Below are 17554 nucleotides of genomic sequence, written 5' to 3' on the forward strand. Positions count from 1 at the left end.
GATTTTCGATATGTCTGACCGCGATCAACTCTTCTCAGCGCCCATTGCAAAACTGGGCGACTGGACTTTTGACGAGCGCGTGGCTGAAGTCTTTCCTGACATGATTCAGCGCTCGGTGCCTGGCTACTCCAACATCATTTCGATGATTGGCATGCTGGCAGAACGTTTTGTTACCCCGCAGAGCCGGGTGTATGACCTGGGCTGCTCACTGGGCGCAGCCACCCTGTCGGTGCGCCGCAACATTCATGTGCCGGGTTGTGAGATCATCGCGGTGGATAACTCGCCCGCGATGGTGGAGCGCTGCCGTCGTCATCTGGATGCCTTCCGCGCCGATACGCCGGTGACGGTGCTGGAAGCGGATATCCGCGATATTGAGATTGAGAACGCCTCGCTGGTGGTGCTCAACTTCACGTTACAGTTTCTGGAGCCGCCTGCGCGCCTGGCGCTGCTGACGAAAATCTGGCAGGGACTGAAACCGGGTGGCGCGCTGGTGCTGTCTGAGAAGTTCAGTTTTGAAGATGCGGAAGTTGGTGAGCTGTTATTTAACATGCATCACGACTTCAAGCGCGCCAACGGGTACAGCGAACTGGAAATCAGCCAGAAGCGCAGCATGCTGGAAAACGTGATGCTCACCGACAGCGTTGAAGCCCACAAAGCCCGCCTGAAGCAGGCCGGTTTCCCGCACGCCGAACTCTGGTTCCAGTGCTTTAATTTTGGTTCACTGGTGGCGTTGAAATGATCGACTTTGGCCGTTTTTATCAGCAAATTGCGGTAGGCCCGCTGGCGAAGTGGCTGGAAGTATTACCGGCTCAAATCAGCGAATGGCAGCGGGAAAACCTGCACGGTCACTTCCGGGACTGGTACAAGTCGCTGGAGTATCTGCCGCTGCTCGCGCCCCAGAAGCTGGACCTGCTGCACAGCGTCACCGCCGACCGTGATGACATCAGCGATCGTCATCGTCAGGGCATTGAAAAATTACTGCGTAACCTGATGCCGTGGCGCAAAGGGCCTTACTCCCTCTATGGCACGCACATCAACACCGAGTGGCGATCTGACTGGAAGTGGGAGCGCGTGTTGCCGCATATCTCCCCCCTGGCGGGCCGCACCGTGCTGGATGTGGGCTGTGGCAGCGGCTATCACATGTGGCGCATGATCGGTGCCGGTGCGCATCTGGTGGTCGGCATCGATCCGATGCAGCTCTTCCTGGTGCAGTTTGAAGCCGTGCGCAAGCTGCTCAATGACGATCGCCGGGCGCACATGCTGCCGCTGGGGATCGAGCAGTTACCGGCACTGCAGGCGTTTGATACCGTCTTCTCTATGGGCGTGCTCTATCATCGTCGCTCCCCGCTGGATCACCTGTTACAGCTCAAGAACCAGCTGGTCAGCGGCGGCGAGCTGGTGCTGGAAACGCTGGTGATTGAGGGCGATGTGAATCAGGTTCTGGTGCCCGGCGAGCGCTATGCCCAGATGCGCAACGTCTTCTTTATTCCGTCAGCCGAGGCCCTGAAGAGCTGGCTGGAAAAAAGCGGGTTTGTGGATGTGCGGATCGTTGATTTTGCCCGCACCACCACGGAAGAGCAGCGCCGGACCGACTGGATGACCAGCGAATCCCTGGCAGAGTTTCTCGACCCCGATGACGCCAGCAAAACGATTGAGGGCTACCCCGCTCCCCTGCGTGCCGTGCTGGTCGCCACCAAACCCTGACGTCTCAGCGGCGGGACAAGGCCAGTTTCGCCGCAAATCCAATAAACACGCAGCCGGTCAAACGATCCATCACCTTCAGCACCGCAGGTTTTTGCAGATGACCGGCGAAAAAGTGGCTGCCGCCAATCAGCACCGCATTCCAGACCAGCCCCAGCAGCATGTGAGCCAGCGCCATCAGGCTGCACCAGAGCGGCACTGACGCTCCGGCCGGAATGAACTGAGGCAGAAAGGTGACGTAAAAGACCCCCACTTTTGGATTCAGCAGGTTGCCCATCAATCCCCGACTGAAGCAGGCCAGATAGCCCTGCTGGCGAACCGCGGGCTGAGCTACAGCAGGCGACTGCTGGCGCGGGGTGACCAGCAACCGAATGCCCAGATAGCAGAGCCAGGCCGCGCCGATCCATTTCAGCAGGTTATAGGCAATCTCAGACGCCATCAGCAGCGCCCCCAGCCCCAGCCCGACTGCGATCCCCCAGAGCAGACAACCCAGCGTCACACCCAGCGCTGTCGCCCAGGCGCGCTGCCAGCCCTGTGCAATGGCCGTTCGCAGCACCAGCGCGGTGTCAAACCCAGGCGTGAGCGTCAGAATGGTTATCGCAAACAGAAATGAAAAGAGCGTGGCGCTCATAATGATTCTCCGTTGTTTCTCCCGGTAAGGGGTGTTCAGGCAGCTTAACAGCCCTGACAGCGTAATGCGCGGGATCACCTGCCATGCCGGGCGGATTGTGCCAGGCTGGATCGGGTCGGGCTATTCATATTAAGGAGACGTGATTATGAGTAAATTTATTTTTTCATCACCCCGTAAATATGTGCAGGGCGCAGGTGTACTGGACGAGCTGGGAACGTTGCTGACTGAACTGGGCGATCAGGCTTTTCTGGTGGCGGATGAGGTTGTCTGGAAGCTGATTGGTGAACGGACGCAACAGACGTTGCAGTCCGCGGGAGTGAAATTCAGCTGGCAGCAATTTAACGGCGAGGCCTCCAGCAATGAGATCACCCGTCTCAGTGCGCTGGCGAAGCGCCAGGGTTGTAACGTGATTGTCGGGCTGGGCGGCGGCAAAACGCTGGACACGGTTAAGGCGGTAGCGGACGAACTTCAGCAGCCGGTAGCCATCGTGCCGACCATTGCCTCTACCGATGCCCCCTGCAGCGCCCTGTCGGTCATCTACTCTGACAGTGGCGTATTTGAGAGCTATCGCTTCTACAGCAAAAACCCTGATTTGGTGCTGGTGGATACGGCTGTCTGCGCCAGTGCGCCTGCGCGACTCTTTGCCTCTGGCATTGCCGATGGGCTGGCCACCTGGGTTGAAGCGCAGGCCGTGGCGCGTTCCCATGCGAAATCAATGGTCAATGGCGATCCGACCCTTGCCGGACTGGCGATTGCCCGTGCCTGCGAAGAAACACTGCTCAAGTGGGGTTACAGCGCCTATATCGCCGTGAGCGAAAAACGGGTCACGCCCGCCGTGGAAGCGGTGGTTGAGGCGAATACGCTGCTCTCAGGACTGGGCTTTGAAAACGGCGGGCTGGCAGCCGCTCACGCCATTCACAATGGTTTTACCGCCATTGATGGTGACATTCATCATCTGACCCACGGCGAAAAAGTTGCCTATGGCACACTGACGCAGATGGTGCTTGAGCAGCGTCCGGACGAGGAAATTGCGCGCTACATCCGTTTCTATCGCTCTATCAACATGCCGACCACGCTTCGGGAGATGCATCTTGAAAATGAAAGCTGGGAGAATCTGGTGAAAGTGGGCGCTCTGGCCAACAGTGAGGGGGATACGCTGAAAAACCTGAATCCTCATCTGTCACCGGAAGATATTGCCAACGCCCTGCTGGCGCTGGATGCCTTTAGTCAGACAGTGAAATAAGCCGCCAACGGGCGATGATCCGATCGCCCGTTACTCCTCCGCCGCAGGATGATCCCAGTACTCATATTTATAGGCAGAACTGAGGTGGCGTTCGATGGTGCCGCGCGTGAAGATTTCGGTCTCATGCAGGTAGCTCAGCGTGCAGTTACCGACCTCATCCCATGACTGGCACTCGTCCACCGAGCGGATGGTGCTCAGCGGCGTGGTGGCCGTGCCGTTCAGACGCACTTCACGCCATTGCGGATCGTAGGTGTAGTTATCCGTGCTGCGGGCGGAAGTGGTGCGCGTCACCAGTCCCTTTGGATTCCAGTGATAGTGAAACTCGCCGTTGGTCGTCGGGTCGCTGCCGCGCGCCACGCTCTTCTCCAGGCGCAACTGGCGATCATAGCGATAGGTCGTGTCGGTAAAACCGCTTTTTCCCATGCTGATAAATTTATCAGAGGCGCTGGTGATATTGCCATGCTCCCCTTTTTGCCAGTTGATCGTCCCCTGTCGGTTGTCGACCACGACTTCCTTGCCCTCTTTCAGCACTTTCACCATCCAGGCATATTCCGCCACCCAGCCGCCCTGCACTCTGGCAATGTGCTGCTCCATACTGAGGATAACGTTGCGCTCATTTTTGTCATAGCTGACGTCAGCCACGGTCAGGTCGCCGCAGGCGTCAAACTGGCCCAGCACCCGCTTTTGAGAATTCACATCCTTACCAAATTCCCCCGCAATCACCTGCTTCACTGCGCCTTTGGCATTGCCGCCGAGCAGAATCAGGTTATTGCTGTTGGTGATGGTTGTGCTCTGCGGCCGGCATGCGCTGGCCGCCACGCTGCCACTGCACAGCGCAGTCAGCAACAGGATGAGAGCGGCACTCTGATTGCGATTCATAGGGTCAGTTCCGGGCAACGTTGCTGTAAGTGTAAACCCTGCCGTGAAAAACAGCGGCAACCGGTGACGAATTGAAGCTGCCGCCCGAAGTTATGCCTGAAGCGGTGCGGTGATCTAAGCGTAACGGATAGCGCGGCGGCTTGCGTGGCTCTCTGCGGTAAAAGTCCCGGATGGCAGTGAATAATTCATCTGAACGACGGCTGCGCATTGTGCGGGTAGTCTACCCGGCTGATCGGCTTTAAGGGATATGAAAACACGCTGAAGCGGCGGCACGTATTTTCCTCATCCGGATTCAGTAGGGAAAGCGAGGGAGCCATTCCGTATCAAGCTGGATAGCAAGTATTGGGCTGAAAACCGTCAGACAGTTATTTTCAGGCTGTCGCTAGAATCGCCTCTGGCAGGGCTCAACACTTTTGCGTTGCTTAACGGAATTATTTATATTTACTCCAGCTTTTTGTCCAAACCGATACTGCCGTCTGTCTGTATTACTCATCATGTCGGGTTTATAACGCACGGAGAAAGGAATCATGGCGCGTAATATTGCCCCCGGATATTGTGTTGTGAATACTTCTGGGTCCGGGGGCGTTGCCTGTGCTGCAGTGGGTTCGCTAGTCGGCGGGACCGCTGCAAGTGCAGCAAACGATTATTTTATGGATATGTGGTTAAAATAAAATGGAAAATAGGCTTTTTTATCTCGCTATGGGCTCTGCCCTTGTGCCTTTATTTATTACCATTATACAGTTCGTGATTTTTTCCATTAACAAAGAGAAATATGAATCTTTGTTATCTTTTTACCATGTTGCCAGGTTTGAATTACCACCCCTTTACAGGTTTTATGGGTCTATGGGTTTTTTGGGGTCGTTTGGCATGTCCTATTTCTTCTCAAGACTCAAAAAAGGAAAAAAGGTCATTTTTCAGCCCAGACAACACGTTGCTTTTACCGAGCATCTGAAAGGCATGAACTACAACCTCACTGGATGGATTGATAATTACTATTACCTTTCACTCTTATCGCTGTTTTTGTATGCCGTTTTTTTAATAATTTCTTTAGTGAAAGCTATCATCACACAATTCTGAAACCCGCCTTTATCAGACGCAAAAAGAGCCAGAAAGTCATACGTGTAATACATAGTCCTGGCCTTACTTGTACAGACTATCCAGCCAGAGACAGGTAGTGCGTTTTAAAGAAACCTCAGGCTTTTACAAAACCTGAGCCGATGCTGATTTGATCCTAAACCTTAATTTCAGACAAAAAGAACCCCAGCAAGCATACTGGGGTTTGGTACTTGCAAACACCACGTCAATGATCGGCGTGCTGCGCGGCAAAATCTGTTGTAGCTCAGGCGACCCGGACGCTGCTCATCTGCATCACGCTTTTCATCGCCTCAACCACATCGCCGTCGACGCAGTAGCGGCTGAACTCGTCGGTTTCGGCTTCTGAACACATAGAAACACCCGCTTTGCGGTAGCGCATCGGCGAGGCCATCAGGCGGCTGGCCGAGCTGTGCACTTCGCGAATGCCCATATCGAGAAACTTTTGCAGGTTGCTGAGACGTACCCCGGCACCCGCCATAATAGTAGGACCCGTGCTGGTCTCATTAAGTTCCCGGAGTAATGCAATTCCGTTTTCGGCGCTCTGCTGCTGCCCGGAGGTCAGAATCCGTGCCACCCCCAGATCGGTTAATGTTTCCAGGGCGCGCTTAGGGCTGTGACAGAGATCGAAGGCCCGATGAAAGGTGACGCTCAGGCCGTCACACAGCGCCATAATCTGACGCATCTGCCCCTGATGGATGTGGGCATCTTCATCCAGCATACCAATCACCAGCCCCGGGAAACCGAGTTCACGGATCAGCGCCACGTCCGATTTCATCGCTTCAAATTCACGTGCGGTGTAACAAAAATCGCCCCCGCGTGGCCGGACAATAGGATGAACCGGAATCGAAACCGCCTGACGGGCCGCCTTCAGCATCCCCGCAGACGGGGTCAGACCGCCTTCGCGCGGGGCGGCACAGAGTTCAACCCGATCGGCACCCGCCTGTTGTGCGGTCACGGCGCAGTCCACGCCATAGCAGCAAATTTCCAGTGTGGTCATTCTCTTCTCCTTTACATGACTCTGGTTCAAGGCAGATTCATCAGTTAGTCTGGCTGCTGGAATGAGTTTACCGGGAAAGTTAACTATGGCATTCAATTTCGACCAACGGATAGACCGCCGTCACAGCGATAGTCTCAAATGGAACAAATATGCGGACCAGGACATTCTGCCGTTGTGGGTCGCGGATACCGATTTCCGATCGCCGGATTGCATCATCAACGCGATAAAAGCCCGTGCCGAACATGGGATTTTTGGTTACGGCGACACGCCCGTTGAGTTTATCGACAGCGCGATCGCCTGGCTTGCCTCACGCTATCAGTGGCACGTAAATCCGGAGTGGATTGTGGTACTGCCCGGCGTGGTGAGCGGGCTGAACCTGGCTGTCCGTGCCTTTACGGCCTCAGACGAACGCACGATAGCGCCGACCCCGATTTATCCCCCGTTTCGCGGGGCGTCAAAGCTGGCGGAGCGCACTCAGCTGAATCTGCCGCTGACCCTGAACGCGGGACGCTGGCTGCTCGATCTGACGGCAGCTGAGGGTGAGATGACGGGCAGCGAGCGGCTGTTAATGCTCTGCAATCCGCAGAATCCGGGCGGCACCGTCTATCGCCGGGATGAACTGCTGGCGCAGCTCGCCTTTGCGCAGAAGCACGATTTGATTGTCTGCTCTGACGAGATCCACAGCGATCTGCTGCTGGAGCCGGGTGTTCAGCACATCCCGTTTGCCAGCCTGAGCGAAGATGCCGCGCAGCGCAGCGTAACCCTGATGTCGCCGTCCAAAACCTTTAATATTGCCGGGCTTGGCGCATCCATCGCCATTATTCCGAACCCCGAACTGCGCGCGCGCTTTACGCGGTTGCGGCGCGGCATTGTGCCTGACGTCGATATTCTGGCGATTACGGCAGCGGCGGCGGCATGGCGCGAGGGTGAATCCTGGCTGGACGCGCAGAACCTCTACCTGCGCAGCAACCGCGACTGGCTGGTGTCGCAGGTCAATAAAATGACCGGTCTGTCACTCGCCGCGCCGGAAGCCACCTACCTGGCCTGGATCGACGCCAGCGAACTGGGCGTCGCCAGCCCGGCGCTCTACTTCGAAAAACACGGTCTGGGTTTAACCGCAGGCCGGGAATTTGGCAATGACCAGTTTGTCCGGCTCAATTTCGGCTGCACGCGCGCGCTGCTTGACGAGGCGGTCGCCCGCCTGAAACGCGCGGTCGCCGCCCGGATTTAGTTCTGCTCGCTGGCGACAATCTCTTCCAGTCGCCACGGATGAAACTTGATTGTCGTCTGTCCATCCGTCACCGCCAGCGTCGGATTGGGCAGACGCTCATTCTCTCCCTTCGGCGCGCTGGTTTTAAACGAAATGCCCGGCTGCGTCAGTGCCGCGTCAGAGAGTAAGGCCATTGCGCGCATGCCCAGCGACTCCGGATCGCCGCGTAACACGACCTCAACGTGTTCCCAGCCTTCATGGCGATAGCGCTTTTCACCCGGCCACGGCAGTTCCACCACATCAATCTGACACCCTGCCACGGTTAAGGGTTGATCGAGCTTAAACAGACAAATCGGTCGCCCGTTGATGACGGCGGAGGAAAATTCTGTGCCCATCTGCTGCAGACCCTTCTGCCAGCGTGCCGCCGTGGTGTCCTGATGACAGCGCACCGCAATATGGTCGATTTCGTGATCGCAAAGAGACAAACCCAGGCGCTGCGCAAAGTTTTGCAACGATTCTTCAAAACGCTCTAAATCTGACTTTAAATCATCCAATTCTGCCGGAAAAGTATGCTTCACAACCCTTATTCCTCTCTCTTTATTTAACTTTTGTGACCAGTCTGCTTTATTGTGCGCCGGGAGTTAAGCGTAATAAATGATAAGATTCATCTTATTTGACCGGAAATTTAACGCAAAACCGCATAATAACATCTTTCATTTCGGATTTATCTCCTGTTTAGGACCATGAGTTCCTTGATGAACTTATATTAAATATATGATTAAATTAGACTTCTTTATTACAATAAGATAACTCTCATTTCAACCTCAATCAATTGCAGCTCTCCCTGCCTTCCTATAAATTTGACCTAACACAACCAAAAGGAATGGCTCTATGTCTATGCTCATCGTTGTCGCTGTCCTGATCGCACTGATGGGATTTGCAATTTCCCGCCACTGGAAGGTGCGTGAAGATAAAAGCGTTAAGAACCCCCGCCGTCATCTGAGACGTCGTTAATGCCTCCGGGAAACATCTTCTCTGGCTCTGTTTCCCCGCTTCATCCAGCTACTGACGCCCACTGACATTTCACGTATACTTTCCCCCTCATTTTTTTCCGTTTTGTCTGCCTCATCCGTTTCTGCCCGTCCGTGACGCGATGCTGTCAGGCAAGATGATGACAGTCCGGCTTAGCAGGCTCGGGCGTTGTTCAGCTTATGAAGGTAACTCGGTGAATATTCAGGCACTTCTTTCCGCAAAAGTCAGTCAGGCAATGGTTTTAGCCGGCGCACCCGCCGATTGCGAACCGCAGGTTCGTCAGTCCGCCAGGGTCCAGTTTGGAGACTATCAGGCCAACGGTATTATGGCCGTGGCGAAAAAGCTGGGACAGGCTCCGCGACAATTAGCGGAAGCGGTGATCCAGCATCTCGACCTGACCGGCATCGCCAGCAAAGTCGAAATCGCCGGACCGGGCTTCATCAATATTTTCCTTGATCACGCCTGGCTGGCGAAGCATGTCCGTGAAGCCCTGAGTCTGCCGCGTCTGGGCGTGCAGCTGGCTGAGCCTCAGACGATCGTGGTCGACTACTCTGCGCCTAACGTCGCCAAAGAGATGCACGTGGGCCACGTCCGTTCCACCATCATTGGTGATGCCGCCGTTCGTACGCTGGAGTTTCTCGGCCATCGGGTGATCCGTGCGAACCACGTCGGGGACTGGGGCACTCAGTTCGGCATGCTGATCGCGTTCCTGGAAAAGCAGCAGAACGAGAACCACGCAGAGATGGCGCTGGCCGATCTCGAAGCCTTCTACCGTGAAGCCAAGCGCACCTATGACGAAGATCCTGAGTTTGCCGAGCGTGCACGCAGCTACGTGGTGAAATTACAGGGTGGCGATCCTTACTGCCGTGAGATGTGGAAGAAGCTGGTCGACATCACGATGAGTCAGAACCAGAAGATTTATGACCGCATGAACGTCACCCTGACCCGCGACGATGTGATGGGTGAGAGTCTTTACAACGATATGCTGCGTGGCATCGTGGCTGACCTGAAACAGAAAGGGTTAGCCGTCGAGAGTGAAGGCGCGACCGTGGTGTTCCTGGATGAGTTCCAGAACAAAGAAGGTGAGCCGATGGGCGTCATCATCCAGAAGAAGGATGGTGGCTACCTCTACACCACGACCGATATCGCCTGTGCGAAATATCGTTATGAGACCCTGAAAGCTGACCGTGTTCTTTACTACATTGACTCCCGTCAGCATCAGCACCTGGTGCAGGCCTGGACTATCGTGCGTAAAGCCGGTTATGTTCCGGAGTCGGTGCCGCTCGAACACCATGCCTTTGGCATGATGCTGGGCAAAGATGGCCGTCCGTTCAAAACCCGCAGCGGTGGCACCATCAAGCTTTCCGACCTTCTGGATGAAGCTTATCAGCGTGCTTACACGCTGGTGCGCGAGAAGAACCCGGAGATGAGCGAAGCGGAAGTCAAAACGCTGGCGGAAGTGGTCGGGATCAGCGCGGTGAAATATGCTGACCTTTCCAAGAGCCGCACCACCGACTACATCTTCGACTGGGACAACATGCTGGCCTTCGAAGGTAACACGGCGCCCTACATGCAGTATGCCTACACCCGCGTACTCTCGGTGTTCCGCAAGGCGGGTATTGATGCCGGTTCGCTGGATGCAGAGATTGTCATCAGCGAAGAGCGCGAAGCCCAGCTGGCGACCCGCCTGCTGCAGTTCGAAGAGATCATCACTCAGGTTGCCCGTGACGGCACTCCCCATGTGATGTGTGCCTATCTCTACGATCTGGCCGGTCTTTTCTCCGGCTTCTACGAGCACTGCCCGATCCTGACGGCAGAATCAGAGTCAACCCGCCTGAGCCGGCTGCAGCTGGCTGCGCTGACCGCGAAGACGCTGAAGCAGGGTCTGGATACGCTGGGCATCGACACCGTCGAGCGCATGTAATCGTCGCGGCGGAGAGGGCCTTCCCTCTCCGCCGCTGACCGCTCCTGTCTTATTCCCCCTTCTCTGAGTGGCAGAACGACCTCATGGCTGTAGCAGCGCATCTCATCAGCCGTCACCTTCCTGCGGTAAAGCAGTTGCAATGCTTTCTGGCGGTCGCGCATGAGCTTAACTTTCGCCGGGCCGCCGAACGCCTCAGAATGACGCAGCCTCCCCTGACCCGCCAGATTCAGAGTCTGGAAGATCTGCTGGGGCAGCCCCTCTTCAACCGGACGCCCCATGAGGTGACGCTCACCGAAGCCGGGCAGGCCCTGGTTGCTAAAGCGGAAGCGATCCTCATCGCCCTCGAAGCCTTAACCCAGGATGCGGGCCCTGTTGCCTCGCGCCTGCGTATCGGCGTAACCCGAACGCTGAACTTTGAAGCTATCACGCCGCTTAACCAGCAGCTCGTGGCACTTCATGCCAGTGAAGAGATGGAGATGCCCAGCCTGACCTCCGCGCAGCTGCTGCAGAACCTGGCCCGAAACACGCTCGATTTAATCCTCACCGGAGAAAAAGGCGCGGAGGCTGATGAGGCCGTCCACTACGCCTGGGTTTACCGCGAGCCGCTGCTGGTCGTCCTGCCCGCCTCCCATCCTGCCGCACGGGCGGAACAGGTTTCGCCTGAGGCCGTGGCTGACCTGCCCCTGTTCTGGTTCGCGCGCAGTGCCAATCCGCTGTTCTACGACAAATGTGAGCGCTACTTCGCCACGCTTCGCGTAGCGCTGAAACGGCAGCGGGAGCCGGAAGATTCACTGCTGATGCTGTCGCATATCGCCAGAGGCAAGGGTTTCGCCCTGATGCCCCGCTCAAAATGTACCTTCAATCAGACCGGACTCTGCTACCGGCCGCTGAGCGAACGCGCGGCCCGGCACCTGGCAATTGATGTTTATGCTGCTATCCGTGCCGATGAAAAAAACGAGGCGGTTCTCACAGCGCTGGAAAAATTATCCACTCAAAAGTAAGCCATCCCTTAAAAACAGCCGCACTTCATCGGCGAAAATATATTTACGCTGCTCTCAAAAAGAAGCGTTAATTACCCATTCCCGCCGTTTTCAGTTGTGCAATTAATAACCTCCTCCGTCGCTTATCCGCTTATTTATTCACCTGCCTGATACCTTTCTGGTATTGCCAGAACAGCAATTCATGGCTGTCGGCATGAGTGAAACAATGGCGGCTCACTCACGAGGAGAGACAATGAAAACACGCACGTTATCTCAGGGGCTGGAGGTCAGCGCGATCGGTTATGGCGCAATGGGGCTGAGCGAATTTTATGGTCATACCGACGACCGCCACGCCCTGCAGCTGCTTAACCAGCTACGCGAAACCGGCATCACCTTTATCGACACCGCCGATCTTTATGGCCGTGGCCACAACGAGCAATTGATCGGACAGTTTCTCGCCGGGCTGAGCCAGGCTGACCGGCAGACATTTACCGTCGCCACCAAATGTGGCATCGCCCGGCCAGCGGATGAGGCCTATGCCCGCACCATCAATAATGAGCCGGACTACATTATCCGCAGCTGCCACGCGTCGCTGAAACGGCTGGGCGTTGAGCGCATCGACCTGTTCTATCTGCATCGTATCAGTCCGGCGACACCGATTGAGGAGAGCATGGCGTGCCTCAGCAGTCTGGTGCAGCAGGGCAAGATTGCACAGATTGGATTGTGCGAAGCCTCCGCCGCCACGCTGAAGCGGGCGCATGCCGTGCACCCTCTGGCGGCATTACAGACGGAGTATTCACTCTGGACGCGGGACATTGAGGCGGCGATCCTGCCAATGGTGAAACAGCTCGGCATCGGACTGGTGCCCTACTCGCCGCTGGGCAGAGGTTTTCTTACCGGTAAATACCGTAACAACAGCGATTTTACTGAAGGCGACTTCCGCAAAAATAATGACCGCTTCCAGCAACAAAATCTCGACCACAATCTCAGCCTTCTTCACGCGATCGCGCCGCTGGCTGAGAAATATCACGCCACCAGCGGGCAGATTGCGCTGGCGTGGTTACTGGCTCAGTATGAAAAAGTGGTGCCGATTCCGGGCACGAAGCAGCTCGTCTGGCTCCATGAAAATGCCGGAGCCGCAGAGATTGAACTGGAAGAGGCCGATGTCCGGCTGCTGAATGGCCTGCATCAGCAGATTGAGGTCAAAGGTGGCCGCTACTCTGAGGAGGGAATGAAGGGGGTAAATGGCTGACCCTGATTAGCACTTGCGCACTGTGCAACGGTGCGCTAAGCTAATTTCAACATGATACAGGGAGGTCATGATGTGGCAACGTTAAGGAACATCGACAGTTTCAGGGATGAATGGCTCAGAGACTTTTTTTTATATGGGAAACATTCCGGAAAAATCCCGATGACACTCTCATCAGCCCTGGCCAGAAAGCTCGATATTATTAATGCCGCGGTAAACTATCAGGATCTGAGATCACCACCAGGCAATCGTTATGAGGAGCTGAACCCACCTCTGAAAGGATATGCGGCAATCAGAGTCAATGAGCAATACCGGCTGATTTTCAAATGGATCGACGGTAAGGCTGTTGATCTTTATCTGGACCCGCATAGCTACAAAAAACACAAATGATGATCACCAGACATCCTGATGTCGGACGCTGCCACCCTGCCGGCAGCATCATCAGACGCTGAAAGAGAGGAAGAGAGCAACGATATGAATCAGGCGACCCGAAAACCGACTACTGTTGGCGACGTATTACTTTACGAATACCTGGAGCCAGCTGGCCTGAAAATCCTTGATTTAGCAGAGATGCTGAAGGTACACCGTAACACCGTCAGCGCTCTGGTGAACAATAACAGGAAGCTGACACCGGATATGGCTTTCAGACTGGCTGCGGCCTTTGAGACCAGTGTGGAGTTCTGGCTTAACCTGCAGAACAGTGTTGATGTCTGGGAAGTGATGCACGATGCACGCGCTCAGGAGGAGATCAGTCGCGTAACCCCGCTGAAGACGTTTCTGGCGCAGAAAGAGAATCAGGTGGCGTGAAAGTGAAGAACGTCGCCCTGACGGCGCGTTTACAGGCAAATCTTTCAACGGACACCAGGGCCGCGCTGAGCGCGCCCTGATATCACATCACGCGGATCTCAGGCCTCTTTCAGGCTCTCCGGTGACCGCCCTACTCGTAGTTGACCATCACTTCGCTGCTGACCACCCGCAAACCTGGCGGCAGCGCCCCGCTTCCGGCAAAACCAAACACCATATGCAGCGGTTCATCGGCACTCAGATGGGCCAGCCCGCGCGTCACACCGCTGGCCCCCTCCAGCGTTGCGCAGCGCTGCACGCCGCAGAGCCGCACCTCCAGACCGGAAGGCGCCGGCCGGCTCAGCTCATAACGCCAGCTGATTACGCTGACCTCACCGCCGACACCGGTGGGGGGCGTCAGCGGCTGCGACCGCATCCAGCTGCCCCGGTTTGCCAGCGGTGGCCCGCTGGCACTGCCACTCCAGGCCCCGCCGGCCGCCTGTGCCATCAGCGGCAGCAGCAACAACAGAGCAATTGGCCAGCGCATTATTTGCCTCCGATAGTGGCGGTCATGCGGATCTGGCGGTTGTCGCTCAGCTCCAGATTTGAAATTACCACCAGCTGTGGCAGGTTGCGGCGCAGGAAACGCGCCAGCAGCGCACGCAGCGGATGATTGACCAGCAGCACCGGTGGCGCGCCCAGCATCTCCTGACGCTGCAACGCCGCCTGTGCCTGGCTTAACAGCCGATCGGCCAGCCCCGGCTCCAGCCCGCCGCCGCCCTGCAGGGCCTGCAGCAACAGCCGCTCCAGCGTCGAGTCCAGCCCGATCACCTGCACCTCATCATTACCCGGGAACCACTGCTGGGTAATCGCACGGCCCAGCGCTACACGAACGACGCTGGTCAGCTCCTGCGGATCGCTCTGCACCGGCGCATGCTCCGCCAGCGTTTCAATGATGGTTCGCATATCGCGAATCGACACCCGCTCAACCAGCAGGTTCTGCAACACTTTATGCAGCGTCGTCAGCGTGATCACACCCGGCACCAGATCTTCGGTCAGCTTCGGCATCTCCTGCGTCACCCGATCCAGCAACTGCTGCGCTTCCTGACGACCAAACAGCTCGCTGGCGTACTGACCAATCAGGTGATTCAGGTGGGTCGCGACGACGGTACTGGCTTCCACTACGGTAAAGCCCTGAATCTGCGCCTGCTCTTTCAGCGCGCTGTCAATCCAGACCGCCGCCAGGCCAAAGGCGGGATCGACCGTGGCTTCACCCGGCAGCGAGCCAGCCGCCGTGCCTGGGTTGATCGCCATCCAGCGGCCAGGGTACGCATCCCCGCTGCCAATCTCCACCCCTTTCATCAGAATGCGGTAGCGTGCAGGCGGCAGCTCCATATTGTCGCGAATGTGCACGACCGGCGGCAGGAAACCGACATCCTGAGCGACCTTCTTACGGATACTGCGGATACGCCCCAGCAGCTCGCCATTTTGCTGATGATCGACCATCGGAATCAGGCGGTAGCCCACTTCCATGCCCAGCGTGTCTTCCAGCTGCACATCGGTCCAGGAGGCTTCCGTGGTAGCAGGCGTGTCCGCCGCCGCTTTGTTACTGATGCTGCCTGCACTGTCCACTTTCTTCTTCGGCTGCATTTCGCGGCCGCGCAGCCACCAGGCCAGACCCAGTAAGGCCGCGGTAAACAGCAGGAAGACAAAGTTAGGCATGCCCGGCACCAGGCCCAGCAGACCGATTACCCCGGCGCTGAGCATCAGCACGCGCGGATCTTTGAACAGCTGGGTGACCATCTGCTCGCCCACATCCTGATCGGTGGCGACGCGCGTAACGATAACACCGGCCGCGGTGGAGATAACCAGCGCCGGGATCTGAGCGACCAGACCATCACCGATGGTCAGCAGGGTATAGGTTTCTGCGGCATGACCCACATCCATACCGTGCTGCACCACGCCGACCAGCAGGCCGCCGATGACGTTAATCACCATGATCATGATGCCTGCGATGGCATCCCCGCGAACGAACTTACTGGCACCGTCCATCGAGCCATAAAAGTCCGCTTCCTGGGTCACTTCCGCACGGCGACGCTTGGCCTCATCTTCGCCGATCAGACCGGCGTTGAGGTCGGCATCGATTGCCATCTGCTTACCGGGCATCCCGTCCAGCACAAAGCGCGCGCCAACTTCCGCGATACGCCCGGCACCCTTGGTAATAACCATGAAGTTGATGATGACGAGGATGATAAACACCACAATACCGATGGCGAAGTTTCCGCCCACCAGGAAGTGGCCGAACGCTTCCACCACCTGCCCCGCCGCCGCGGCCCCCGTGTGTCCTTCCATCAGGATGATACGGGTCGATGCGACGTTGAGCGCCAGGCGCAGCAGCGTAGAGAAGAGCAGGATGGTCGGGAATGCCGCAAACTCCAGGGTCCGCTGGGTGAACATCGACACCAGCAGGATCATGATTGACAGCGCAATGTTAAAGGTAAACAGCAGATCGAGGATGAATGGCGGTAAAGGCAGCACCATCATCGACAGGATCATCAGGATCAGCACCGGACCTGCCAGCACCTGCCACTGCATCTCTTTAAAGTTGCCCGGTAAACGTAGTTTTGCGGCCAGGTTGTTAGCCATCGTTTTTGCTCTCTCCTGCAAAGTCCATCTCTGCCGGAACCGGCAGGTTTTTTGGTTTGGCTGGGATCAGGCCGCCTTCACGCTTCCAGCGGCGTGACTGCCAGACCCATGCCAGTACCTCTGCCACGGCAGCATAAAGCGCGCCGGGGATGTGCTGACCAATCTCAGTGTGTCGATACAAGGCACGCGCCAGCGGCGGTGCTTCCAGAACCGGGATGCGGTGCTCTGCGCCCAGTTCACGAATTCTCAGGGCTATCTCGCCTGCGCCTTTGGCGACGACTTTTGGCGCACTCATCTTCTTCTCGTTGTACTGCAGCGCCACCGAGTAGTGCGTCGGGTTGGTGACGATAACGTCAGCTTTCGGCACATCCGCCATCATGCGGCGGCGCGCGGCGGCACGCATCTGCTGGCGGATACGCCCCTTAACGTGCGGGTCACCCTCCTGCTGCTTATGCTCGTCGCGGATCTCCTGCATCGACATCTTCAGCTTTTTGAAGTGGCTGTAGAGCTGCCAGAAGACGTCATACCCCACCATCGGCACCAGCCCCAGCATCACCAGCGAACAGCAGACGGCGATCATCTCCATGCCGTGGATTAGCGCGTTAATCGGGGCTTCGCTGATCAGCCGCAGCATTTCCGGCCAGTGGCTCCAGATGTACCACCAGCCCACGGCACCGACGAGAATGGTTTTGAGCACGCCTTTAAACAGTTCGGTCCAGGCCTGAGCGGCAAACATCCGCTTGAAACCGGCCATCGGACTCAGTTTTTTCAGGTCGAACTTGATCGATTTGCCGCTGAACACGATACCGCCCAGCAGCATGGGGGCGGCAATCGCCACCAGCACCAGCCCGCCCATCAGGGGCAGCAGCGCCATCAGCGCCTGCGTGATCAGTCCGCCGATGTGGCTGACAATGATTTTGTCATCTCTGACCATGCCATGATCAAAGCGGAGGCCGGTGGCCACCATCGCGGCCAGCCGGTGCGCCATCATGTTGCCGCCTACCCACAGGATCATGATGCCGGCCAGCAGCATCAGTAATGACGTCAGTTCGCGCGAACGCGGAATCTGGCCCTCTTCACGCGCTTTCTCAAGTCGGTGGGCCGTGGGCGATTCTGTTTTGTCTTCGTCGCTTTCTTCAGCCACGACAAACCTCAGCTGGCAGGAATTCTGAGCATAGGATGCC

The 17554-nt window shown here is 56.8% G+C and carries 17 protein-coding genes; 10 read left to right on the forward strand and 7 right to left on the reverse strand.

The genetic code is table 11. The features are described from left to right. Positions 1–10 precede the first annotated feature (10 nt). Both cmoA and cmoB read left to right on the forward strand, forming a co-directional pair. Positions 11–739, forward strand: a complete 729-nt coding sequence (gene cmoA, locus F3I47_RS21590) for a carboxy-S-adenosyl-L-methionine synthase CmoA (protein WP_009089712.1) — start codon at positions 11–13, stop codon at positions 737–739. Further along, a complete protein-coding gene (gene cmoB, locus F3I47_RS21595; protein WP_058957334.1) occupies positions 736–1704 on the forward strand; it encodes a tRNA 5-methoxyuridine(34)/uridine 5-oxyacetic acid(34) synthase CmoB in 969 nt (322 codons plus the stop codon). Before cmoA ends, cmoB begins: the two co-directional genes overlap by 4 nt. 4 nt (positions 1705–1708) lie before the next feature. Here the strand turns inward: cmoB and F3I47_RS21600 are convergent, their stop codons facing one another. Then, positions 1709–2332 (reverse strand): LysE family translocator, encoded by a 624-nt coding sequence (locus F3I47_RS21600; RefSeq protein WP_150029847.1) that lies wholly within the window; start codon positions 2330–2332, stop codon positions 1709–1711. Between the two features lie 145 nt (positions 2333–2477). On the opposite strand from F3I47_RS21600, the gene F3I47_RS21605 reads away from it, so the two are divergent. Further along, complete coding sequence (locus F3I47_RS21605) at positions 2478–3575, forward strand: glycerol dehydrogenase (RefSeq protein WP_046101995.1); 1098 nt, start codon at positions 2478–2480, stop codon at positions 3573–3575. Positions 3576–3605: 30 nt separating this feature from the next. Here F3I47_RS21605 and F3I47_RS21610 read toward each other — a convergent pair whose 3' ends face one another. Both F3I47_RS21610 and cutC read right to left on the reverse strand, forming a co-directional pair. Further along, a complete protein-coding gene (locus F3I47_RS21610) occupies positions 3606–4454 on the reverse strand; it encodes a hypothetical protein (protein ID WP_150029846.1) in 849 nt (282 codons plus the stop codon). A gap of 1339 nt (positions 4455–5793) precedes the next feature. Then, the gene (gene cutC / locus F3I47_RS21620) at positions 5794–6546 is read right to left on the reverse strand and encodes a copper homeostasis protein CutC (protein ID WP_009089703.1); all 753 of its coding nucleotides are present in this window, start codon (positions 6544–6546) and stop codon (positions 5794–5796) included. Between the two features lie 85 nt (positions 6547–6631). Here cutC and F3I47_RS21625 point away from each other — a divergent pair, with 85 nt between their 5' ends. After that, on the forward strand, positions 6632–7777 hold the full coding sequence (locus F3I47_RS21625; protein ID WP_150029844.1) for a MalY/PatB family protein: 1146 nt from the start codon (positions 6632–6634) through the stop codon (positions 7775–7777). On the opposite strand, the gene F3I47_RS21630 is transcribed toward F3I47_RS21625, so the two are convergent. Continuing rightward, a complete protein-coding gene (locus tag F3I47_RS21630) occupies positions 7774–8334 on the reverse strand; it encodes a VOC family protein (RefSeq protein WP_150029843.1) in 561 nt (186 codons plus the stop codon). The genes F3I47_RS21625 and F3I47_RS21630 overlap by 4 nt on opposite strands. A gap of 313 nt (positions 8335–8647) precedes the next feature. Between F3I47_RS21630 and F3I47_RS22640 the strand changes: the two genes are divergently transcribed. The 6 genes from F3I47_RS22640 to F3I47_RS21655 all read left to right on the forward strand — a co-directional run bounded on the left by F3I47_RS22640 (position 8648) and on the right by F3I47_RS21655 (position 13748). Next, positions 8648–8770, forward strand: coding sequence for a hypothetical protein (locus F3I47_RS22640; protein ID WP_009089698.1), 123 nt, complete (start codon positions 8648–8650; stop codon positions 8768–8770). 211 nt (positions 8771–8981) lie between these two features. Continuing rightward, complete coding sequence (gene argS, locus F3I47_RS21635) at positions 8982–10712, forward strand: arginine--tRNA ligase (RefSeq protein WP_150029842.1); 1731 nt, start codon at positions 8982–8984, stop codon at positions 10710–10712. 83 nt (positions 10713–10795) lie between these two features. Continuing rightward, complete coding sequence (locus F3I47_RS21640; RefSeq protein WP_150029841.1) at positions 10796–11713, forward strand: LysR substrate-binding domain-containing protein; 918 nt, start codon at positions 10796–10798, stop codon at positions 11711–11713. Between the two features lie 232 nt (positions 11714–11945). Beyond that, entirely contained in the window at positions 11946–12944 is a 999-nt protein-coding gene (locus tag F3I47_RS21645; RefSeq protein WP_150029840.1) for an aldo/keto reductase, read from the forward strand. Positions 12945–12995: 51 nt separating this feature from the next. After that, a complete protein-coding gene (locus tag F3I47_RS21650) occupies positions 12996–13331 on the forward strand; it encodes a type II toxin-antitoxin system RelE/ParE family toxin (protein ID WP_150029839.1) in 336 nt (111 codons plus the stop codon). An 84-nt stretch (positions 13332–13415) separates the two neighbouring features. Next, entirely contained in the window at positions 13416–13748 is a 333-nt protein-coding gene (locus F3I47_RS21655) for a HigA family addiction module antitoxin (protein ID WP_046102057.1), read from the forward strand. Positions 13749–13878: 130 nt separating this feature from the next. On the opposite strand, the gene F3I47_RS21660 is transcribed toward F3I47_RS21655, so the two are convergent. From F3I47_RS21660 to flhB, 3 genes are read right to left on the reverse strand one after another with little or no spacing between them, the layout of a single operon-like run. Beyond that, positions 13879–14271: a flagellar protein FlhE gene (locus F3I47_RS21660; protein WP_009089686.1), complete on the reverse strand. Its 393-nt coding sequence runs from the start codon at positions 14269–14271 to the stop codon at positions 13879–13881. Continuing rightward, the gene (gene flhA, locus F3I47_RS21665) at positions 14271–16370 is read right to left on the reverse strand and encodes a flagellar biosynthesis protein FlhA (protein WP_046102007.1); all 2100 of its coding nucleotides are present in this window, start codon (positions 16368–16370) and stop codon (positions 14271–14273) included. The genes F3I47_RS21660 and flhA overlap by 1 nt, the downstream gene beginning before the upstream one ends. Beyond that, on the reverse strand, positions 16363–17514 hold the full coding sequence (gene flhB / locus F3I47_RS21670; RefSeq protein ID WP_046102008.1) for a flagellar biosynthesis protein FlhB: 1152 nt from the start codon (positions 17512–17514) through the stop codon (positions 16363–16365). The genes flhA and flhB overlap by 8 nt, the downstream gene beginning before the upstream one ends. Positions 17515–17554: the final 40 nt, after the last annotated feature.

The organism is Pantoea sp. M_10, from assembly GCF_008631515.1.
Taxonomy (GTDB): domain Bacteria; phylum Pseudomonadota; class Gammaproteobacteria; order Enterobacterales; family Enterobacteriaceae; genus Pantoea; species Pantoea anthophila.

What these genes read in the sequence shown, in the direction of transcription:
- F3I47_RS21650 (WP_150029839.1), top strand. Translation starts at nt 12,996, where the DNA reads ATGATACAGGGAGGTCATGATGTGGCAACGTTAAGGAACATCGACAGT.
- cmoA (WP_009089712.1), top strand. Translation starts at nt 11, where the DNA reads ATGTCTGACCGCGATCAACTCTTCTCAGCGCCCATTGCAAAACTGGGC.
- F3I47_RS21600 (WP_150029847.1), bottom strand. Translation starts at nt 2,332, where the DNA reads ATGAGCGCCACGCTCTTTTCATTTCTGTTTGCGATAACCATTCTGACG.
- F3I47_RS21605 (WP_046101995.1), top strand. Translation starts at nt 2,478, where the DNA reads ATGAGTAAATTTATTTTTTCATCACCCCGTAAATATGTGCAGGGCGCA.
- cmoB (WP_058957334.1), top strand. Translation starts at nt 736, where the DNA reads ATGATCGACTTTGGCCGTTTTTATCAGCAAATTGCGGTAGGCCCGCTG.
- F3I47_RS21660 (WP_009089686.1), bottom strand. Translation starts at nt 14,271, where the DNA reads ATGCGCTGGCCAATTGCTCTGTTGTTGCTGCTGCCGCTGATGGCACAG.
- flhA (WP_046102007.1), bottom strand. Translation starts at nt 16,370, where the DNA reads ATGGCTAACAACCTGGCCGCAAAACTACGTTTACCGGGCAACTTTAAA.
- F3I47_RS21610 (WP_150029846.1), bottom strand. Translation starts at nt 4,454, where the DNA reads ATGAATCGCAATCAGAGTGCCGCTCTCATCCTGTTGCTGACTGCGCTG.
- F3I47_RS21645 (WP_150029840.1), top strand. Translation starts at nt 11,946, where the DNA reads ATGAAAACACGCACGTTATCTCAGGGGCTGGAGGTCAGCGCGATCGGT.
- cutC (WP_009089703.1), bottom strand. Translation starts at nt 6,546, where the DNA reads ATGACCACACTGGAAATTTGCTGCTATGGCGTGGACTGCGCCGTGACC.
- F3I47_RS21625 (WP_150029844.1), top strand. Translation starts at nt 6,632, where the DNA reads ATGGCATTCAATTTCGACCAACGGATAGACCGCCGTCACAGCGATAGT.
- F3I47_RS21655 (WP_046102057.1), top strand. Translation starts at nt 13,416, where the DNA reads ATGAATCAGGCGACCCGAAAACCGACTACTGTTGGCGACGTATTACTT.
- F3I47_RS21640 (WP_150029841.1), top strand. Translation starts at nt 10,796, where the DNA reads ATGGCTGTAGCAGCGCATCTCATCAGCCGTCACCTTCCTGCGGTAAAG.
- F3I47_RS22640 (WP_009089698.1), top strand. Translation starts at nt 8,648, where the DNA reads ATGTCTATGCTCATCGTTGTCGCTGTCCTGATCGCACTGATGGGATTT.